The organism is Phenylobacterium sp. VNQ135, from assembly GCF_049445735.1.
GTDB lineage: Bacteria > Pseudomonadota > Alphaproteobacteria > Caulobacterales > Caulobacteraceae > Phenylobacterium.
The window spans coordinates 131,231-150,786 of the sequence record NZ_JBMSDS010000001.1; the positions used below are offsets into that span (position 1 = coordinate 131,231).

General features: G+C 70.1%; 13 protein-coding genes and 1 pseudogene. 4 read left to right on the forward strand and 10 right to left on the reverse strand.

The window, feature by feature from the left end:
• Nucleotides 1–390: 390 nt before the first annotated feature.
• The 6 genes and pseudogenes from ACO2Q0_RS00680 to ACO2Q0_RS00705 all read right to left on the reverse strand — a co-directional run bounded on the left by ACO2Q0_RS00680 (nucleotide 391) and on the right by ACO2Q0_RS00705 (nucleotide 6,762).
• A complete protein-coding gene (locus ACO2Q0_RS00680) occupies nucleotides 391–621 on the reverse strand; it encodes a DUF2274 domain-containing protein (protein WP_423349549.1) in 231 nt (76 codons plus the stop codon).
• 47 nt (nucleotides 622–668) lie between these two features.
• Nucleotides 669–1,307 (reverse strand): annotated as a pseudogene (locus tag ACO2Q0_RS00685) (tyrosine-type recombinase/integrase); the annotation flags it as partial.
• Between the two features lie 288 nt (nucleotides 1,308–1,595).
• Complete coding sequence (gene guaA / locus ACO2Q0_RS00690; RefSeq protein ID WP_423349550.1) at nucleotides 1,596–3,161, reverse strand: glutamine-hydrolyzing GMP synthase; 1,566 nt, start codon at nucleotides 3,159–3,161, stop codon at nucleotides 1,596–1,598.
• Between the two features lie 9 nt (nucleotides 3,162–3,170).
• Nucleotides 3,171–4,448: an RsmB/NOP family class I SAM-dependent RNA methyltransferase gene (locus ACO2Q0_RS00695; protein WP_423349551.1), complete on the reverse strand. Its 1,278-nt coding sequence runs from the start codon at nucleotides 4,446–4,448 to the stop codon at nucleotides 3,171–3,173.
• A 7-nt stretch (nucleotides 4,449–4,455) separates the two neighbouring features.
• Nucleotides 4,456–5,916 carry an IMP dehydrogenase gene (guaB, locus tag ACO2Q0_RS00700; RefSeq protein WP_423349552.1) on the reverse strand — a complete coding sequence of 487 codons (1,461 nt, stop codon included), beginning with the start codon at nucleotides 5,914–5,916 and terminating at the stop codon, nucleotides 4,456–4,458.
• A gap of 66 nt (nucleotides 5,917–5,982) precedes the next feature.
• Nucleotides 5,983–6,762: a class I SAM-dependent methyltransferase gene (locus ACO2Q0_RS00705; protein ID WP_423349553.1), complete on the reverse strand. Its 780-nt coding sequence runs from the start codon at nucleotides 6,760–6,762 to the stop codon at nucleotides 5,983–5,985.
• Between the two features lie 54 nt (nucleotides 6,763–6,816).
• Between ACO2Q0_RS00705 and ACO2Q0_RS00710 the strand changes: the two genes are divergently transcribed.
• On the forward strand, nucleotides 6,817–7,725 hold the full coding sequence (locus tag ACO2Q0_RS00710; protein WP_423349554.1) for a LysR family transcriptional regulator: 909 nt from the start codon (nucleotides 6,817–6,819) through the stop codon (nucleotides 7,723–7,725).
• Here the strand turns inward: ACO2Q0_RS00710 and ACO2Q0_RS00715 are convergent.
• Nucleotides 7,703–8,416, reverse strand: coding sequence for an RlmE family RNA methyltransferase (locus tag ACO2Q0_RS00715; protein ID WP_423349555.1), 714 nt, complete (start codon nucleotides 8,414–8,416; stop codon nucleotides 7,703–7,705). The genes ACO2Q0_RS00710 and ACO2Q0_RS00715 overlap by 23 nt on opposite strands.
• Complete coding sequence (locus tag ACO2Q0_RS00720; RefSeq protein ID WP_423349556.1) at nucleotides 8,413–9,486, reverse strand: Ppx/GppA phosphatase family protein; 1,074 nt, start codon at nucleotides 9,484–9,486, stop codon at nucleotides 8,413–8,415. The genes ACO2Q0_RS00715 and ACO2Q0_RS00720 overlap by 4 nt, the downstream gene beginning before the upstream one ends.
• A gap of 196 nt (nucleotides 9,487–9,682) precedes the next feature.
• Here ACO2Q0_RS00720 and hspQ point away from each other — a divergent pair, with 196 nt between their 5' ends.
• Entirely contained in the window at nucleotides 9,683–10,012 is a 330-nt protein-coding gene (gene hspQ / locus ACO2Q0_RS00725) for a heat shock protein HspQ (protein ID WP_423349557.1), read from the forward strand.
• An 83-nt stretch (nucleotides 10,013–10,095) separates the two neighbouring features.
• Nucleotides 10,096–10,968 (forward strand): phenylalanine 4-monooxygenase, encoded by an 873-nt coding sequence (gene phhA / locus ACO2Q0_RS00730; protein WP_423349558.1) that lies wholly within the window; start codon nucleotides 10,096–10,098, stop codon nucleotides 10,966–10,968.
• On the opposite strand, the gene ACO2Q0_RS00735 is transcribed toward phhA, so the two are convergent.
• Complete coding sequence (locus ACO2Q0_RS00735; RefSeq protein WP_423349559.1) at nucleotides 10,965–15,122, reverse strand: translocation/assembly module TamB domain-containing protein; 4,158 nt, start codon at nucleotides 15,120–15,122, stop codon at nucleotides 10,965–10,967. The genes phhA and ACO2Q0_RS00735 overlap by 4 nt on opposite strands.
• Nucleotides 15,119–16,840, reverse strand: coding sequence for an autotransporter assembly complex protein TamA (locus tag ACO2Q0_RS00740; RefSeq protein ID WP_423349560.1), 1,722 nt, complete (start codon nucleotides 16,838–16,840; stop codon nucleotides 15,119–15,121). The genes ACO2Q0_RS00735 and ACO2Q0_RS00740 overlap by 4 nt, the downstream gene beginning before the upstream one ends.
• Nucleotides 16,841–17,309: 469 nt before the next feature.
• Between ACO2Q0_RS00740 and ACO2Q0_RS00745 the strand changes: the two genes are divergently transcribed.
• Nucleotides 17,310–19,553, forward strand: a complete 2,244-nt coding sequence (locus ACO2Q0_RS00745) for a family 16 glycosylhydrolase (protein WP_423349561.1) — start codon at nucleotides 17,310–17,312, stop codon at nucleotides 19,551–19,553.
• The last annotated feature ends 3 nt before the right edge of the window (nucleotides 19,554–19,556 follow it).

The following is a 19,556-nucleotide window of genomic DNA, read 5'->3' on the forward strand; positions in this document are numbered from 1 at the left end:
GAGCCCTACCGGAGCTTGACCTTACCTCAGGTTTGAGAGGACTCGCTGCCCATCGACCTGGCGGACCGCTCGTAGACTGAGCTCAAGAACGAGCCTTGCCCAAATCGCTTCCTCACGTTGAGTGACCAATCGCGGGGCACACTGGGTTTGGTTTCCAGCCCCCGCGCCCCACGTGGACGGTCTGAAGGTTGCCTTTGCGCTAGGGGACCCCAATTCGCGCGCGAACAGCACCGTTCTTACTACGCGCGCGCGGGCGGCGCGCCTTTGGACACTGGAGCGCCACGCGATGCGCTGTGAGAATTCTACGCTATCCACCTGAACAGACAGGCAAATTCGCAGCCACAGCAAGGCGTGCAGGCTTGGCCACGCACCCGCCTCCGATCCGTCCTCTCAGCCGCTCGTGCTGTCACCCGAACGCTTCGTGCGGGTGAAGGCGCGATCGGTATTCATGAACCTGGACAGCATCGGCACGATCAGCTTTGCGGGTTCGAGCGCGCGACCGCCCTGCGCCGCGAGCGCCTCACCGTAGGCGACCAGGTCACGGTGCACGGCTCCAGGCAATTCGACGGTAAGCTTCACGGGCGTGTCGTCCTGCAGCTCGGCGAGTTTCAGCTTGGCCATTTGCACACCTCTCAGCCTTTGTAGGGTTCAAGAACCAGATCTCGCGTGAGCATGATCCGGATCTCGCTGGGTGATAGCGAGCGATCCTTTGGGGCGAAGGTTGCGATGGAGGCGGGTCCTACCTCGTCGGCAGGGTTTTTGACCTTTTCGCCGTGGAGAATGGCAAAGCCGTAGATCTGCTTGAGGATGTCGCGAACGTGCACCGCCGTCGCCGGTGCGCCTCGTTCCTTCACCTTGGCGCAGACCGCTCGCAGGTCGTCCGGCGTGATCTCCGTAAGCAGCCGGTTCCTGAACACCGGAAGCAGGTCCCGCTCATAGATTGTTCGCCGCATGGCTCGCGTGCTGTCGGCCATCGGCGCTTCCGAGAACCAACGCTCTCCGAATTGGCCGAAGCTCTTGGCCTCCAACAGCCGTCGCTTCTCGCGCTGCTTCTCCTGGGCGGGTGAAAGGCCTTCGGCGACTGCTCGCCTGGCGTCGATACACTTCTCTCGAGCCCGAGCGAGAGAGAGGCCGGATGGGCCATAGCGACCGATCGTCAGTGTCTCTCGGCGGCCGTTCAGGCGATAGTCGTAGCGGAACGTGATCACGCCTGACGGCGCCACGTTGACGTACATGCCGTCACGATCGGCGACCTTGTAGGCCTTGTCCTTGCCCTTGAGGTTGCGAAGCGTGGTGTCGGTCAGCACAGCAGAAACCCTCGATACCGTCACCCCTTTTTCGGGGGTTCGCGGGAGGCATTTCTTTTGTTTTTTCTGAACGTTAGCTTTCAGAAAATACCGTCATCACCGCGAACAGCGATGACGGTATCGTGGGTACCGGCCGCGGACAAGCGCAGCCGATACCGGCAGCGGTGCCGTCAGAACGAAACGCTGCTCACCGATAGTTGGCGATAGACCTCACGAACATTCACGTTTTCGTTCAGTGACTTAGGTCGGAAAAAGGGGGCTCCACGATAGTCCCTGAAGCCTACCGGATCATTCCCACTCGATCGTGCCGGGCGGCTTGGACGTCACGTCGTAGACCACCCGGTTCACGCCGCGGACCTCGTTGATGATCCGGGTGGCGCAGCGGCCCAGGACCTCCCACGGGAACTCGAAGAAGTCGGCGGTCATGCCGTCGGTGGAGGTGACGGCGCGAAGGGCCAGCACGTGCTCATAGGTGCGGGCGTCGCCCATGACGCCCACCGTCTTCACCGGCAGCAGCACGGCGAAGGCCTGCCAGATGCTGTCGTAGAGCCCGGCCTTGCGGATCTCGTCGAGGTAGATGGCGTCGGCCTGCTGGAGGACGGCGACCTTCTCGCGGGTGATCTCGCCGGGGATGCGGATGGCGAGGCCAGGGCCCGGGAACGGGTGGCGGCCGACGAACTGCGGCGGCAGGCCGAGCTCGACGCCAAGCGCCCGGACCTCGTCCTTGAACAGCTCGCGCAGGGGCTCGACCAGCTTGAGCTTCATGTAGTCCGGCAGGCCGCCGACGTTGTGGTGGCTCTTGATGACGACCGAGGGGCCGCCGCTGGCCGAGACGCTCTCGATCACGTCGGGATAGAGGGTGCCCTGGGCCAGGAACTCGGCGCCCTCGATCTTGGCGCTCTCCTTGTCGAACACGTCGATGAAGAGCTTGCCGATCGTCTTGCGCTTGGTCTCCGGGTCGGTGACGCCTTCCAGTTCGCCGAGGAAAAGATCAGACGCATCAACGTGTACGAGCGGGATGTTGTAGTGATCCCGGAACATGGTGACGACCTGGGTCGCCTCGTCCTTGCGCAGCAGGCCGGTGTCGACGAAGACGCAGGTGAGCTGGTCGCCGATGGCTTCGTGGATCAGGACGGCGGCGACCGAGCTGTCCACGCCGCCCGAGAGGCCGCAGATCACCTTGGCGTCGCCCACCTGGGCGCGGATCTTGGCGATCTGCTCCTGGCGGTAGGAGGCCATGGTCCAGTCGCCCTTCAGGCCGGCGATCCGGTGCGTGAAGTTGCGCAGGATCAGCGCGCCGCGCGGCGTATGCGCCACCTCCGGGTGGAACTGGATGCCGTAGAAACGGCGGCCCTCGTCGGCGATCACTGCATACGGCGAGCCTTCCGAGGTGGCGACGACGTCGAAACCCTGGGGGATGGCGGTGATCTTGTCGCCGTGGCTCATCCACACCGTCTCGGAGTGGCCGAGCTCACCCAGGCCTTCGAGCAGCGGGGACTGGTGCTGGATCTGGATCTCGGCGCGGCCGAACTCGCGGTCGTGGCCGCCCTCAACCGAGCCGCCGAGCTGGGCGCACATGGTCATCTCGCCGTAGCAGATGCCCAGCACCGGCACGCCCATCTCGAAGACCTTCTGCGGCGCCCGGGGGCTCTCGTCCTCGTGCACGCTGGCGGGGCCGCCAGAGAGAATGATCGCCTTGGGGCCGAAGGCCTCCAGCCGAGCGTCGTCCACCTTGTCGTAGGGATGGATCTCGCAATAGACGCCGCTCTCGCGCAGCCGGCGGGCGATGAGCTGGGTCACCTGGCTGCCGAAGTCGACGATGAGGACCTTTTCGTGAGCGGCGGTGCTGGTCATGGGGCTCCGTTAGCGGGTCTTCTCCAGCACCGAGACGTAGAAGCCGTCGGTGGCGGAGGTGCGGGGGGTCAGGCGCAGGTCGCCGTCGGCAGTGAGGTGTTCCGCGAGCTTGGGATCGCCGGTCGCGGGGCGGCGCTCGAATTCAGGATGGCGCTCCAGGAAGGCCGCGACGCGGTCCTCGTCCTCTTCGGGCAGCACCGAGCAGGTGACGTAGACGATCCGGCCGCGCGGCTTCACGAAGCCCGCGCCGTCGTCCAGCACCTGGTCCTGGTCGGCCTGGCGCTTGGCCAGCGCCTCCGGCGTAAGCCGCCACTTGGTGTCGGGATGGCGCCGCCACGACCCCGTGCCGGTGCAGGGCGCGTCGATGAAGACGACGTCCATCTTGCCTTCCAGGCCCTTCAGCGGCTCAGGATTCACCGGCGAGCGGACCTGCAGGTTACGGGCGCCGGCGCGATCGCCGCGGCGGATGGTGTCGGTCAGCCGGCGGGCGTCGCTGTCGTAGGCGTAGATCTGGCCGGTGTTGCCCATGGCGGCGGCCAGCGCGAGGGTCTTGCCGCCGCCCCCGGCGCAGAGGTCGAGGACCTGCTTGCCCTTGACCTCGCCGGCCACAGCCGCCGCGAGCTGAGAGCCCAGGTCCTGGACCTCGAACCAACCCTTGGAGAACTGAGGGATGGCCTCGACGGCGCCGCTGCGGGCGCTGGGATCGGGCGCGGCGATGCGGACGGCGTTGGGAAGAAGGCCCGCGGGGCGCGCGTCCACCGAGGCCAGGGCCTTCAGCCCGCGCTCGGGGTCGGTCTTGAGCGTGTTGATGCGCAGGTCGACCGGCGCGCGCTCGGCGAGCGCCGCGCCCTCGTCCGCCCTCGCCTCGCCGAATACGCGGGCGAGCGAGGGGTCCAGCCAGTCGGGGTAGTCGCCGCGGACCGCATCCGGCGCATCGGCAAGGTCGCGCGGATGCTCCAGCGCGCGCCGTTCGTCGTCGGTGAGCGGCCCCGGGCCGTGGGGCTCCTCGGCCGCCGCGTCGGCGATGCGCTCCAGCGGCCAGTCCCACAGGAAGCGCAGCGCGCCTAGCGCGGCGGCGCGCGGCCCCTCCGCGCCCATACGCCAGGCCAGCGACCGCTTGCGGCGCAGCACGTCGAGCACCAGGCCGGAGACGAAGGCGCGGTCCTTGGCGCCCGCGAAGCGCGAGGCGTCGCCCCAGGCCTTCAGGGCCAGGCGGGCCGGACGGTGGCGGCCTTCGATCTCACCGAGGATTTCAATGGCCGCCGAGAGCCGCCCGCCGTCGCGCATGATGGGCCTAGACGGCGCTCGGGTAGTTCGGCGCTTCCCGCGTGATCATCACGTCGTGGACGTGGCTCTCGCGCAGGCCGGCGTTGGTGATGCGGATGAACCGCGCGCGCTGACGGAACTGCTCGAGGTCCCCCGCGCCGACGTAGCCCATGGCCGCGCGGAGGCCGCCGATCATCTGGTGCAGGATGGGCGCGATCGGGCCCTTGTAGGGGACCTGGCCCTCGATGCCCTCGGGGACCAGCTTCAGCGCGTCCTTCACGTCCTTCTGGAAGTAACGGTCGGCCGAGCCCTGCCCCATGGCCCCCAGCGAGCCCATGCCGCGGTAGGCCTTGTACGAGCGGCCCTGGTACAGGAACACCTCGCCAGGCGCCTCGTCGACCCCGGCGAAGACCGAACCCATCATGGCCACCGAAGCGCCCATGGCGAGCGCCTTGGCCAGATCGCCCGAATACTTGATGCCGCCGTCGGCGACGACCGGCACGTCCGACCCCGCCGCCGCGCGCACCGCATCGGCGATGGCGGTGAGCTGGGGCACGCCGACGCCGGCCACGATGCGGGTCGTGCAGATGGAGCCGGGGCCGATGCCGACCTTCACCGCATCGGCGCCCGCATCGATCAGGGCGCGCGCCCCGTCGTAGGTGGCGACGTTGCCGGCGACCACCTGGACGCGGTTGCTCTCGCGCTTCACGCGCTGGACGGCCTTGGCGACCTCGGCGTTGTGACCGTGGGCGGTGTCGATCACCACCACGTCGACGCCGGCGTCCACGAGGGCCATGGACCGCTCGTAGCCGGCGTCGCCCACCGTCGAGGCGGCGGCGACCAGCAGGCGCCCCTGGGCGTCCTTAGCGGCGTGGGGATGGGCCTCAGCCTTCTCCATGTCCTTGACGGTGATGAGGCCCACGGCGCGGTAGTCGTCGTCGACGACGATCAGGCGCTCGATCTTGTGCTTGCGGACCAGCTCGCGGGCCTCGGCCTGGCTGACGCCTTCCTTGACCGTGACCAGGTTCTCCTTGGTCATCAGCACATGGGCCGGCGTGTCGTCGCGGCCCTCGAAACGCATGTCGCGGTTCGTCAGGATGCCGCAGAGCTTGCCGGCCGAGTCCACGACCGGGAAGCCGCTGATCTTGCGCCGCGCCTTGATCTGGCGGATTTCGCCGAGCGTCGTCTCGGGGCCGATGGTCAGCGGGTTGATGACCATGCCGCTTTCGTAGCGCTTCACCTCGCGGACCTGATCGGCCTGTTCCTCGACCGTCAGGTTGCGGTGCAGCACCCCGATGCCGCCCGACTGGGCCATGGCGATGGCCAGCCGGCTTTCGGTGACCGTGTCCATGGCGGCGGACACGAGCGGGATGTTCAGTCTGATCTCTCGCGTGAACCGGGTGGAAACATCCACCTGCGTGGGCATCACATCGGATGCGCCGGGTTCGAGCAAAACATCGTCGAAGGTGAGCCCTTCGCGAATCTCCATGGAGACACCTCGTTTTGCGGCGCGGGTATACGCGGCGCGGTGTGGACTAAGCAAGGCCCGTGACCCTCAGTCGCGGGCGAAAACCAGATAGTCGCCGGTGGTCGGCTTCGGCTGGAGGGTCCCGGCAGATAGGGCCGAGTCCAGCGCGGCGAAACCCTGATCGAGCTCGGCCTCGGTCATATGTTCGAACACCGAGACGGCCCGGAGCTTCAGCTTGGCCACCGCCTCCTCCAGGTCGCCCTCGAAGGGGATCGTCGGCGTCTCCCAGGCGACCGTGGAGAAGCCGCGGTCCTCGAAATAGAGCCTGGCCTCCGCCACCGTCGGGAACATCGCCTCCTCGATCTGCTGGCTGCGCGGGAAGTAGCTGCGCCACCAGTGGTCCGGGATGCGCTCCTTGAAGGTGCTGCGCAGGATGGCCCGGCCGCCGGGCTTCAGGACCCGGGCGATCTCGCGGACCGCCGCCTCCCGATCCGGATAGTGATGGAAGGAGAGGAACATCAGGACGAAGTCCGCCGCGGCGTCGGGCAGCGGGATCGCCGCCGCGTGGCCGGCGAGGTAGCGGACGTTCGGGTGCGCGGCCTGGGCCTCCGCCGTCTCGCGCATCCGGGTCGAGGGTTCGACGCCATACACCGGACCGCCGAACGCCTCGGCGAGGGCCGGCGTGAAGCGGCCCGTGCCGGAGCCGAGGTCGACGCCGACCAGCGGGCGTTTCGGAGGCAGATGGCGGGCGAAGGCGTCCATGTACCACTGGACCGCCTCGGGTCGGAGCGCACGGCCCTTGGCGTAGGCGGCGTGCTGGGCATGGTCGTAGTCGACCCGCTTCAGGAGGGTGGGCTGGGCTTCCATGACCAGCAGATGCCGAGATTGCCGCGCGACGTAAATTGAAATAGCCGCAGGCGTATGTTCGAAAAACTCATAGCGGGACCGCTGCCGTCGCTGAACGCCCTTCGCGCCTTCGAGGCCACCGCGCGGACCGGCAAGGTGACGCTGGCGGCCGAGGAGCTGAGCGTCACGCCGTCGGCCGTGAGCCGCCAGGTCAAGGCGCTGGAGGCGGCGCTGGGCGTGCGGCTGCTGTCGGGACCGAAGCACCGCCTGGAGCTCACCGCTGCGGGCCGGGAGCTGGCGCCGCAGCTCACCGAGGCCTTCCATCGCATCGAGGCGGCGGTGCGCGGCCTGCGCCAGGGCGGCGAGGACCTGCACGTGGCGGTGAACGCCAGCATCTCGGTGAAATGGCTGATCCCGCGCCTCGCCGACTTCCAGGCCAAACACCCCGACATCCGTCTGCACCTGACCGAGCTTGCGTCGCATGCCACCTCCCATCGCGGCGCGGAGGCGGTCGTGCGGATCGTGCCGCTGAGCCGGGTCGCTGATCCGAACTGCACGGCGTTCATCCGCAATGCGCTGGGCGCGGTGATGTCGCCCGAATGCGCCGAGCGCGCCGGCGGCGACCTCATCAAGGCCCCTCGCCTCGCCGCCGTCACCCACCCGGAGGCCTGGCCGGTGTTCGCGGAGCTGGCCGGGCTGGAGTTGCCCAATGTGGCCGAGCGGCCGTTCGCCCACGTCCACTTCGCCATGGACGCAGCCCTGGCCGGGCTGGGCGCGGCGGTGCTGTCCTGGCCGCTGTGCGTGGATGAGGTCCGGTCCGGGCGGCTGGTCGCGCCGCTGGGCTTCCATCGCTCGGCAAGCGCGTTTGCGATGCTGACCCAGCCGGGCGCCGAGAGCCGGGCGCTGCGCCGATTCCGCGACTGGCTGCTGGAAGAAGGCGCGAAGACGCCGGAGCCGGTGGCTAAGGCGCCTGGCGTCCCTTGAACCCGGTGGCGACGAGGAAGACCTCGGAGCTGTCCTGACGGCTGGCCTTGGGTTTCACGTTGCGGACGTCGGTGAAGTGCTGCTTGAGGCGGGCGATGAGCTGGTCGGTGCCGCCGCCCTGGAAAGCCTTGGCCACGAACGATCCGCCGGGCTTCAGCACGTCGACGGCGAAATCCATGGCGGCTTCGATCAGGCCGATGATGCGGAGGTGATCGGTCTCGCGGTGGCCGATGGTGTTGGGCGCCATGTCGGAGAGCACCACGTCCGGCGCGCCGCCCAGCAGTTCGATCAGCTTCGGCCCGCAGGCCGGATCGGTGAAGTCCATCTGCAGGATGTGGGCGGGCGGCAGGGGCTCGACCGGCAGCAGGTCGACGCCTGCGATGTCGGTCACGCCCTTCTGGATGGCGTATTGAGTCCAGCCGCCCGGCGCGAGGCCAAGGTCCACCACCCGTACCCCCTTGCGGAACAGGTGGAAGCGGTCGTCGATCTCGCTGATCTTGAACGTCGCGCGGCTGCGGTAGCCCAAGGCGCGCGCCTTGGCCGCGAAGGGGTCGTTCACCTGGCGCTCGAGCCAGGCCTGCTGGGACGGCGTGCGCTGCTTGGCGGTCTTGAGACGCGCGGGCTTGCCGCGGCCGCCTTCCAGCCCGCCGGTCGGCGGCTTCACCATACGTTTGCGGGGCGGTTCGGTCATTGGGGGCTCCGGCCGTTGCGGCCACGACGACGCTTCCGCCGGCGGCGCGGCCCGCGATCGGACATGAGGGAGAGCAGGATGCCTTCGCGCAGGCCCCGGTCGGCGACCCGGACGCGGGTGCACGGCCACTGTTCCTGCACAGCCTGGAGAATGGCGGCGCCCGCCAGGACGAGGTCTGCGCGGTCGGGACCGATGCAAGGCTCCTCCGCCCGCTCCCGCGCATTCAGCGCGAGCAGCCGGCCGGCGGCGGCGTCGCACTGGTCGCGGGTCATCCAGATGCCGTCGACGCGGTTGCGATCGTAGCGCGGGAGCTTGAGATGCAACCCGGCCAGGCTGGTGATCGCTCCGGACGTGCCGATGAGGTGCGCGCGGTCGGCCTCGAAGATCGGGCGCATCGGCTCGGCGCGGGTGAAGGCGGCGAGCTCGGCCTTCACGGTGTCGACCATTGCCCGGAACCAGGCCTCGGTGGCCGTTTCGCCCTCCGGGAAACGCTCGGCCAGGGTGACGACGCCCATCGGGATCGACAGCCAGGCGCGGATCGGCGGCATGCCGGTGGCCGGCGCGTCCCTGAGATCGACCCAGGAGAGCTCGGTCGAGCCGCCGCCGACATCGACCACCAGCGCCGCGTCGGTGCTGCGGTCCAGCAGGTTGAGGCAGCCGGTGACCGACAGGCGGGCCTCTTCCTGGGGGCTGATCACCTGCAGGCGCACGCCGGTCTCGGCGGCGACGCGATCGACGAAGGCCTGGCCGTTGTCGGCGATGCGGCACGCCTGGGTGGCGATGGCGCGGAAGCGGACCACCCGCCTGCGGCGCACCTTCTCGGCGCTGACCTTCAGGGCGGCGAGCGCGCGATCCATGGCGGCTTCCGAAAGCTGACCGCTCTGGGTCAAACCCTCCCCCAGACGGACGATCCTCGAGTAGGCCTCGACGACGCGGAAGCCGGAGTTCGCGGGGGTGGCGATCAGCAGGCGGCAGTTGTTGGTGCCGAGGTCGAGGGCGGCGTAGCAGGCGTCGCCGCCCTTCTCGCCCCCGGGAGCCCTGGGGAGTTTATCCCCCTCGCGCCCCCGCATCGCGGCTCGGGCGCGAGGCGCACGCGGCGCCTCATCCATGGACCATGTCCGTCCTTGCGCAGGCGGCCCCGCGGGCGGCCTCATTTCCCGGCGACTGTAGCAAGGCCGGGCTGGCGCCGGAAGCAGACCTTTGACCGCCGTGGGCGGAGAGGTACGTTCACCTTCCAGTCAGCAGATGGGATCTAGATTCGACGGCATGGACCCGCGCACCGCCAAATTCACGATCGGCCAGGTCGTCCGGCACCGCGTCTATCCGTTCCGCGGCGTGATCTTCGACGTCGACCCGACGTTCAGCAACACCGAGGAATACTGGCTGTCGATCCCGGAGCACATCCGGCCCCACAAGGACCAGCCGTTCTACCACCTGCTCGCCGAGAACGACGAGAGCGCCTACGTGGCCTACGTCTCCGAGCAGAACCTGCTGCCCGACGACACCGGCCAGCCGGTCGGCCATCCGCAGGCCTCGCTGCTGTTCGAATCCTTCCGCGAAGGCCAGTACACGCTGCGTCCCCGCATCAGCCACTAGGGCGCAAGGTTTTTCCGCCGAACCCTGGAAACGCGGCTCATTCAGAACGGAACTTCCGCGCAAACGGGGCCATTCTGCTCGACATGAGCGCCGACGGCTTTGGAAGCGGCCCGCCGCCCGGCGCGCGGGCCGACTGGACGATCGACCAGAACTGGGAAGGCTATTCCCAGGCCGAGCACGACGTCTGGATCACGCTGTACGAGCGCCAGGCGAAGCTTCTGCCCGGCCGCGCCGCCGACCCGTTCCTGAAGGGCCTCGAGGCGCTGGACCTGCACCGGACCGGCATTCCCGACTTCGCGCGGATCAACGAGGAGCTGAAGCGCCTGACCGGCTGGACGGTGGTGGCCGTGCCGGGCCTCGTGCCGGACGACGTCTTCTTCGACCATCTGGCGAACCGGAGGTTCCCCGCAGGCCAGTTCATCCGCAAGCCGGAGGAGTTGGACTACCTCCAGGAGCCGGACATCTTCCACGACGTGTTCGGCCACGTGCCGATGCTGACCGATGCGGTGTTCGCCGATTACATGCAGGCCTATGGCGAGGGCGGGCGGCGGGCGCTGGGCCTGGGCCGTCTGCACAACCTGGCGCGCCTCTACTGGTACACAGTGGAGTTCGGCCTGCTGGACACGCCCGAGGGCCTCAGGATCTACGGAGCCGGCATCGTCTCCAGCTTCGCGGAGTCGGTCTTCGCCCTGGACGATCCGTCGCCAAACCGCCTGGGCTTCGATCTGGAGCGGGTGATGCGCACGCCCTACCGGATCGACGACTTCCAGCAGGTCTATTTCGTGATCCCGTCGCTGCGGAGCCTGCTGGACGCGACCCTGCAGGACTTCGCGCCGATCTATGAACGCATGGCCCAGGCGACGGACGTGCCGATCGAGGCGGTGCTGCCGCAGGATCGCGTCTTCACCCGCGGCACCCAGGCCTATGCGCTGAAGGGCGGGCGCACCGCCGCCTAGTAGTCGCGCCGCCAGCGCACCGCCAGGCGGTTGTCGCCCTGGCCGGTGATGCGCGAGATGATCGCCAGGTTGCGGCGGATGCGCCATTCGACCTGGGCCGCGCCGCCTTCCCGCCCGCCGCCGGTGAGCTCCAGATAGACGTCGTCGGTGAGGTACTTGCCGCCCGAGACGGTGACGCCCGCCTCGTCGCCGCCGCCGAAGGCCAGGCGGTCGAGGCCCGCGAAGGTGCGCAGGTTGCCGATGACGTCCAGGCCGCCGCCGCCGGTCAGCGATGACAGGGCCGAGGCGAGCTGGGCGGCCTCCACGGGCGAGAGCTGCGAGGCCGAGCGGCCGAACAGCACCTGTGACAGCACCTCGTCGTTGGGCAGGGTCGGCGACGAGGCCAGCGTCACCTCCGGCTCGGCCGCCGTGCCGCGGATGCGGACGGTGACGCGCAGGGTGGGATCGTCGCGGACGGCGTCGAGCTGCAGCCGGATGTTCTGCGGCCGGGTGGCCAGGTAGACCACGCTGGCGTCGTCGAACTCGAAGCGCTTGCCGGCGAACTCGTAGTCGCCGCGGACGACGCGGGCGACGCCTGAGAGGTCCGGTCGCGTGGTGGTGCCGCCGACGTGAGCGTCCAGCGACAGCTCCACGTCGAGGCCGCGGCCGCGCAGGAAGACGCGCCGGGGCGCCCTCAGGTTGACGTCCAGCAGCCAGCCCTGGCCGCGGGTGCGCGGCGGCGGCAGGCCGGTGTCGAGCGTCTGCGGCCGGTTGATCTCCTTCACGTCGAGGGCGACGACGCCGGAGGGCGTCGGCAGGTCGGCGGCCACGTCGGCGCGGTCGATGGCGAGGTCGCCCGACAAGCGCACCTTCCCGTCGGCGGCGCGGGCGATGGTGGCCTGCCCGGTGGCTGCGGCCGTCGCGATCTCATTGTCGATGAGGCGGAAGCCCTGCAGGTCGAGGCGGAAACTGGAGACGCCGTTGCGCGCCAGGCTGATGCGCCCCGCGCCCGAGACCCGGCCGCCGTGGCCGTCGACGCCGGACGCCTGGGTCACGTCCACGCCGTTGCGGGTGAAGTCGGCGTTGAGGCTGACGTCGCGCAGCGACAGGCCGGTGCCGCCATCGTCGAAGCGGCCGCGCTCGACGCTGATCTGGCCTACGGCGCTGGGGTCGGCCAGCGTGCCGCCTAGCGTGCCCTGGGTGCGCACGAAACCGGCCAGCGCGCGCTCGCCGCCGAACAGCAGGTCCCAGAGCGGCCGCACCTCGCCCTCGGCCGAGAAGCGGCCCCGCATCGGGCGCTGGCGGGCAATGGCGACGCGGAACGGGGCGGCCGAGGCCTCGGCCGGCAGCATCACGTCGGCGTCGGCGCGCAGGCCCTGCTCGTTGCGGGTCTGGGCCTGGAGGCGGAGGCTGTCGCCCGCCAGCCGCCCAGTGACCACGCCGTCCATGCCCTGGACCTCGGGCGCGCCGCGGCCGCGCGCATCGGCGAGACGGGCCTCGAAGCCGCCGGACAGCGCGCGGCCGCGGCCCGCGAGATTCAGGGTGGCGTCGATGCGGCCTGCGAGGTCGGGGTCGAACATTTCCAGCGTGACGCCGGCCACTCGGGCCTGGACGTCGGCGGCCTCCCCGCGCAAGGCGCCGTCGAAGTCGATGCGCCCCCCGTCCGAACTCGCCAGCCGCAGCCGCGCGGCGCGCTCGCCCCCGCCGAAACGGAAGACCGCGGTCTCCACTGTCCGCACGTCGCGACGACCCAGGCGGCCCATGCCGTCGAAGCCCAAGGCGTAGCCGGCGTTCGCCTCCGACAGCGTCCCTCGGCCGTCCAGACGCCACGCGCCGCGGCGCGACCCGCCCTCGGCGAGGACCGTGTACGGCAGCCGGTTCAAGGGACCGTCGGCCGTGACCCGCGCGCTGCGGATCGCCAGCGCCGTACCCGCCGGGCGGGCGTTCTCGGCGCGGAGGTCGAGCATGGCGCGGGGCCCGCCGGCGTCGACGATGCGGACGTCGCCCGTGACGCGTCCGGCGTCGAGGAAGGCGCCCTGGGTCACCAGAAGGTCGAGGTCGGCGGCGGAGGGGCTGCGGCGGCGCAGCGACAGGGCGCCCGTCGCCTTGAGGCCGCCGGCGTCCACGGCGAGCTCGGTCAGGTCGACGCCCCCCTCCGGGAAGCGGAAGGCGGACTTGGCGCGGGCGGGACCGTAGGCGCTGTCTGCGGCGATCGCGACGAGCCCGTTCGATCCGTCGGCGCGTCGCAGGAAGCTCAGGGTGACCTTGGCGTTCTTGAGCGGCAGGCGCGGCACGTCGATGGCGTCGACGTCGGCGATGAGGTCGAGGCGCGGCTCGGCCAGGGCTCCGGTCACTGCGCCGGTTCCCTTGGCGCGGCCCGAGATCTCGACGGGACCCGCCCGGAAAGGCCCCTGGGCGCTCCAGTCGGCCTTGAAGGCCAGAGTCCGGTCGCGGCGCAGCGCGCCGGCCACCGTGGCGTCCAAGGCGGCGCCGTCCAGGCTGGCCTTGGCCACGGCCAAGGCGCCGCGGTCCCAGTTGGCCTGGGCCTGAAGGCGGGGCTCGGGCCCGAGCAGGCGGTCCAGCTCGTCCATGCCTGTGGCGAGCCGGCGCCCGCGCGCGTCCACGCTTACGGTCCAGGGCCGGGCGATCCCGCCCTGGGAAGCCTGGAACGTGAGCGCCGCCCCGCCGCCCGCCCCCGGTCTAGCCGCCGCGAGGTTGGAGATGTCGGCGCGACCCTTGAAGGTCAGCGCGCCCAGGATGCTTCGGCCGCCGCTGGCTTCGACCTTCAGACCCTGGCCGGCGACATCCAGGTCCCGCAGCAGCAGACGCCCGTCGGCGAGGCGGGCGCCGTCCAGGCTGGCGACGGGGGTCCCGCCCAGCATGGCGGCCAGGAAGCCCTGCCCTCGCCCGCCGGCGCCCTGGAGCGTGGCCTTGACGGACAGCGCACCCTTGTCGCGGGCGACCTGCAGCGGGCCGGAGATGCGGGCGAGGCCGTAGGCGCCGAGCGCCACGTCCGAGAGCTGGCCGTCGCCTGCGAAGCGCCAGGCCTGCAGCGTCCCGGTCAAGGCGCCCGCTACGCGGGCCGGACCGGCCTGCGGGCCGCCCGCCAGGCGATGGAGGTCGCGGGTGGAGGCATCGACCCTCACGCCCTGCGGACCGAGCCGTCGCTCACCCAGGTTCCCGCGACCCGAGAGGACGACGGCGAGGTTGTCGGCGTAGATCCGGCCTTCCAGCGCATGGAATTCGCGGTCGACGCGACGGCCCGCGAGGCCGAAGCGCAGCTCGGGACCGAACCTGGCCATGTAGGGACTGGTGAGCGACGAGGCGTTCAGCAGGATCCGCCCGCCCGCCGAGCCGCCGTCGGGCCGCCAGGCGCCGCGAGCGATCACCGGCGTGACGCTCCCGGAGCGCGCGACGGCGTTGAACTGGCCCTCGGACGCCTTGCCGGCGGCGCGAACCGTCAGCTCGAAGGGTTGGTCGACCGGCAGCCCGAGGGCTCCGGCCATTGCTCCGCCCTGGGCTTCGATCGCGTCGGCGGTGAGCCGCAGCGGCGTGACCGGGCCGAACGCGAAGTCGACGTTCAGCCGGTCGCCCGGGTGCAGGACGCTGGTGGCCGCCACCTTGCCGCTGCGGCCGCCCGCACGCTCGATGTCCAGATTGGCCGCGAGGTCATAGACGCCCTGCCGGTAACTGAAGCCCTCCTCGAAGATCACCCGCGCCCGCAAGGCGTCGATGTGGAACGAGACCGGAAGGCCGCGGTCCTTGCCCTTGGGTCCCAACGTGGGGCGGCGGACGAGGCGCACGCTCTGGGCTTCGATCACGTCAGCGTCGAAGCGACGCCTCAGGAGTTCGAGGTAGCGCCATTGAACATGAACGTCTTTTGCCTCCAGCCAGACGCCCTTCTCGTCGCGAATGGTCAGCCGGCGAACGCGGACGTCGCGCCAGATGTCGCCGGTGAGGCCCTCCAGCTTCAGGCGACCGATCCGGCCGAGCTTGAGCCCATCGGTGCGCGCCTCGATCAAGAGGCGGGCCTGCGGCGTCAGCACGCCCCAGCGGCCGGTGGCGAAGACGATCGCCAGAACGGCGAGGATCGCCAGGCCGACGGCCGCGATGGCCTTCGGTATCGCCGAGCGCCTGACGACGACCGGCGGTGACGTATCGCCGGCTTCGCTCAAAAGCTCTGTCCGATGCTGATGTAGACCTGGATCGGCGACTCGCCGCGGCGGCGGGTGACCGGGGTCGCGATATCGACCCGGATGGGCGCGAAGCCGAGGTTATAGCGCACGCCGACGCCGGCCCCGACGGCCAGATCGCCGAAGTCGACGGCGCCGCTGGAGCCGACCGAGCCCGCGTCCACGAACAGGGCGAAACCCCACCGGCTGGAGATGTCCCGGCGCAGCTCGGCGGACGCCTCGAACAGCGACGTGCCGCCCCGAGGCGTGCCGTCCGCCAGACGCGGACCCACGCCCTGATAGGGGAAGCCGCGCACCGAGCCGCCGCCTCCGGCGTAGAAGCGTCGTGAGGCGGGCACCTCGGGGATCGTGCCGTTGACGATGCGCCCCACCCGCACACGACCCGCAGCCACGGTGCGGGCGGCCTTGTCGAGCGGCAGGTAGGCGGTCCCCTGCACCTGTACGCGCAGGTACGGCAGGTTCTCCTCGCCCAGGATGACCGTCGGCTCGGCGCGGGCCGACAGCTTCCAGCCCCGACGGGGGTCGAGCGGATCGTTGGAGCGGTCCAGCAGCAGGTCGGCGAGCAACGCGGCCGTAATCAAGTCGCGGCCAAGGCCCGAGAGATCGTCCTCGTCCGTCTCGCGGTTGCGGCTGGCGTCGAGGCTGGCGCCCGCCGTTACGTACGAGGTCTTGCCATAGCGTCGGGTCACGTCACCGCGTACGCCGAAGCCGGTCTCGTCGAAGGCGTCGGTGGTGATGTCGTAGGCCGCCGCGCCCAGGCGCAGGGTCTGCTGGGCCCGGCGCCAGTGCGGCAGGGTCAGCTCGGGCTCGATCCGGCTGTCCTTGTCGGAGAACCGGCCCAGCACCGAGAGCGTGTCGGCCCGACCGAGGACGTTGTAGCGGGTCCAGCGAGCCTCCACCCCGGGCCCGTCGGTCGTCGAATAGCTGGCGCCCGCCTCGATGCTGTGACGCTTGCGCTCGGCCAGGCTGACCACGACCGGCCGCAGGCCCTCGGCCGTCGCCCTGGCGGGCGGGGCGAGCGCCACGGTCACGGAATCATAGACGCCGGTATCCAGAAGACGGCGCTCCAGCTCGGCCACGTCGGCGGGAGCGTAGGTTTCGCCCGCGGTCCAGGGCGCCAGGGCGCGCACCCAGGCGGGACGCGTACGGCCGTCCGTGGTGATCTCCAGGCCGTCCAGCTTCACGAGCGCGCCAGACTGGATCCGGTAGGTGGGCGTGAGCGTCGAGTCGGCGTGGTCGACGATCACCTCCCGCGGCTGCGGCGCAGCGTCCGGATAGCCACGATCCTGCAGCAGGGCGATGACCCGCCCCTCGGCGGCGACCACGTCGGCGGCGCGGCCCGGCCCGCCGGGGCTGAGCTCAATAGCGCTGCGCGCGGCGGCTTCGGTGTCGGGATCGGGCGCCGGGTCCTGCCACTGGATGGCGGGCGCGCCGAGACGAAACCGGACGCCGGGCGTGATCTTCACCAGCGGCCTGGGCGGGTCGGCCTCGCTGACGTCCGGCTCGACCTGATAGGCGTAGTAGCCTTCGGACCGCAGCACGGCGATGGCGTCCTCGGCCGCGGCGCGCGCGCGCCGACGCGCCTCGAAGCGATTCTCGATCTTGTCGTCGGTGTCGCCGATCGCGCGCTGGATGGCCGCGCGCAGATCGCCATCGAGCTCGCCCTCAACGACGGCGCGCGGTTCGGCGGCGACGGCCACACCGTGAACGCACAAGGCCGCGGTTGCGGCGAAGGCGTGGAGCAATCGACCCAAAGCTCGAATCCCCGCGAGCCCCCCCGGGTCGGTGTAGCTGGGCCGCCGAGCCGTGTCACGTGGCCAAGCAATCGTTTTGCGAGTAGACGTTACAGGTTCTCGCTTGCGGCGATTTGCTCCAGCGCCAGCGGCCACGGGAAGACTAGAAAGAGAATACAGAAGTAAACAAGCTCGACCGTTGGAGCGTATTGAGCGTTCCGAATGCGGCAGTAATGCGACGCAACTCTCCACATGCGGCGGCGTGCCGCATGCGTTTCAGATGATCACCAATAACCTTCCAGCTTCACAACAGTATTACGTTGCGAGCCTCGGGCGACGCATCTAAGGCGCTTTATGTCGCGGGGGGACGCCGCGCGGTCGCACGACCGCTCGCCGATCCACCAACAACCCACATCCAAGCGTCGGAGTTCCTTCGATGGGCTATCGCAACGCGTCGGGCGCCATGCTGCCCGATACGAACCAGTACGGCGTCCGCTATGTGAAAGGGACGTGGGCCAGCGAGACGGTCTGGGGCTCGGACGGGCCAGACGAGTTCGAAGGCGGCGGCGGCCGCGACACCCTGGTCGGCGGCGGCGGCGACGACTTCTACTGGGTGCGCGACACCAACGACGTCGTGCAGGAGAACGCCGGCGGCGGCGTGGATACCGTGAAGATCTGGTCGTCCTTCACCCTGCCGGCCAACGTCGAGAACCTGATCGTCTTCGGCGGCGGCAGCTACGCGGCGGGCAACGACCAGGCCAACATCATCCAGGGCCAGGACGGCGACCAGTTCATCTACGGCGGGCGCGGCGAGGACGTCCTTCTGGGCGGCGGCGGCAACGACACCTTCATCGTCGTGAAGGGCGAAGGCTCGAAGGTCATCCAGGACTTCCAGTCCTGGGGCGACAAGGTCCGGCTGGTGGGCGGGAACCTCTACACATTCGACCAGGTGAAGGCGGCCATGAGCCAGGTCGGCTCGGACGTCGTGCTGAACGACGGCGGCATGCAGATCGTGTTTCGCAACGCGACGATCGGCCAGTTCGCCGCCCGCGACTTCCAACTCCCCCTGAACTACGGGAGCCTCGGCTCACAGACCTTCGTCGACAACTTCGACACCCTCCAGACCGGCTCCGTCTGGAAGACGAACTTCGGCTATGCGGGCGACGGGCTGAACAGCTTCACCCTGCCCCGGAACGGCGAGCAGCAGATCTACGTCAGCCCGGAGTTCAAGGGCACGACGGGCGCGCCCCTCGGGCTCAACCCCTACAGCGTGCAGAACGGCGTGCTGACCATCACGGCCCAGCCGGCCGGGTGGCAGTCCCAAAACATGTGGGGCTACCAGTACACGTCCGGGATGCTGGATTCGCACCACGCCCAGACCTACGGCTACTTCGAGATGCGGGCTGACCTGCCGAACGGCCAGGGCCTGTGGCCGGCGTTCTGGCTGTTGGGCGAGAACAACAACGAGATCGACGTCCTGGAGGGGCTCGGCTCGAACACCGCCGTGCCGTACACGGCGATCCACTCCAACTCCGTGCCGGCGCTGGGCCTGCAGAACTACACGCCCAACAGCGAGGGCTTCCACACCTACGGCGCGATGTGGAACCCCTCGGAGATCATCTTCTACGTCGACGGCACGGAAATCTGGCGCACGGCGATGCCCGGCGACATGACCAAGCCGATGCACATGATCGTCAACCTGGCGGTCGGCGGGCATTGGCCCGGATCGCCCGACGCGACGACGCCCTGGCCGGCGGAGCTGAAGGTCGACTACGTCAAGGCGTGGAACCTGCCCGGCGTGGGCGCGCCCCCGCCGGTCACCCCCACGACGCCGCCTCCCCCGCCCCCGCCAAGCAGCGGCGCGGGCGTGGCGCTGACGTCCAAAGGGTTCGGAGACGTGCTGGCCGGCGGCTCGGGCGCCGACACCCTGACGGCGGGCAACGGCGGCGAGCAGATGACTGGGGCCGGCGGCGCAGACGTCTTCGTGTTCGGCCGCGTCCCCTGGTCCCCGACCGAGATCAAGGATTTCCAGCTCGGCAGCGACAAGCTGGACGTTTCAGCCCTTCTGAAAGGCGCCGCGGCGGCGGATCGCGTCATCCTCATGGACGACGGCGCCGGCGGCACGAAGGTGGTGATCGACCCCGACGGGGCGGGCGGAGCCTGGCCCGACTACGTGGCCCATCTGCAGGGCGTGCGCGTGACCAACGTGGCGGACCTGATCGGCGGCGGATCCGCGCCCACGCCCACGCCCACGCCGCCTCCGGCGACCGGCGGCGGCTCGGCCGGCGTGGTCCTCACTTCGGGCTATCCGGGCGACACGCTCCGGGGCGGCGCGGGCGCGGACACCCTGAACGCCAGCCGCGGGTCGGACAGCCTGACCGGTGGCGACGGCGCCGACCGCTTCGTCTTCGCCGACACGCCCTGGAGCCCGGCCACGATCACGGACTTCAAGGATGGCGACGTCCTGGACCTGCGCGGCGTGCTCGACGCGGGCGGAGCCTGGAGCGCCGACCCGGTCCGTGACGGCTACCTGAAGCTGTACGACGACGGCGCAGGCGGGACCAAGATGATCTACGACAGCGACGGTCATGGCGGCGCCGATCCCTGGGGAACCTATTTCCTGCATCTGCCGGGGGTCTCGCCGTCCAGCCTGAACGGCGCCGACTGGATCATCCGCTAGGCG

Coding starts and splice junctions, on each gene's coding strand:
- ACO2Q0_RS00680 (WP_423349549.1), bottom strand. CDS start 621: ATGGCCAAGCTGAAACTCGCCGAGCTGCAGGACGACACGCCCGTGAAG.
- guaA (WP_423349550.1), bottom strand. CDS start 3,161: ATGACCAGCACCGCCGCTCACGAAAAGGTCCTCATCGTCGACTTCGGC.
- ACO2Q0_RS00695 (WP_423349551.1), bottom strand. CDS start 4,448: ATGCGCGACGGCGGGCGGCTCTCGGCGGCCATTGAAATCCTCGGTGAG.
- guaB (WP_423349552.1), bottom strand. CDS start 5,916: ATGGAGATTCGCGAAGGGCTCACCTTCGACGATGTTTTGCTCGAACCC.
- ACO2Q0_RS00705 (WP_423349553.1), bottom strand. CDS start 6,762: ATGGAAGCCCAGCCCACCCTCCTGAAGCGGGTCGACTACGACCATGCC.
- ACO2Q0_RS00710 (WP_423349554.1), top strand. CDS start 6,817: ATGTTCGAAAAACTCATAGCGGGACCGCTGCCGTCGCTGAACGCCCTT.
- ACO2Q0_RS00715 (WP_423349555.1), bottom strand. CDS start 8,416: ATGACCGAACCGCCCCGCAAACGTATGGTGAAGCCGCCGACCGGCGGG.
- ACO2Q0_RS00720 (WP_423349556.1), bottom strand. CDS start 9,486: ATGCGGGGGCGCGAGGGGGATAAACTCCCCAGGGCTCCCGGGGGCGAG.
- hspQ (WP_423349557.1), top strand. CDS start 9,683: ATGGACCCGCGCACCGCCAAATTCACGATCGGCCAGGTCGTCCGGCAC.
- phhA (WP_423349558.1), top strand. CDS start 10,096: ATGAGCGCCGACGGCTTTGGAAGCGGCCCGCCGCCCGGCGCGCGGGCC.
- ACO2Q0_RS00745 (WP_423349561.1), top strand. CDS start 17,310: ATGGGCTATCGCAACGCGTCGGGCGCCATGCTGCCCGATACGAACCAG.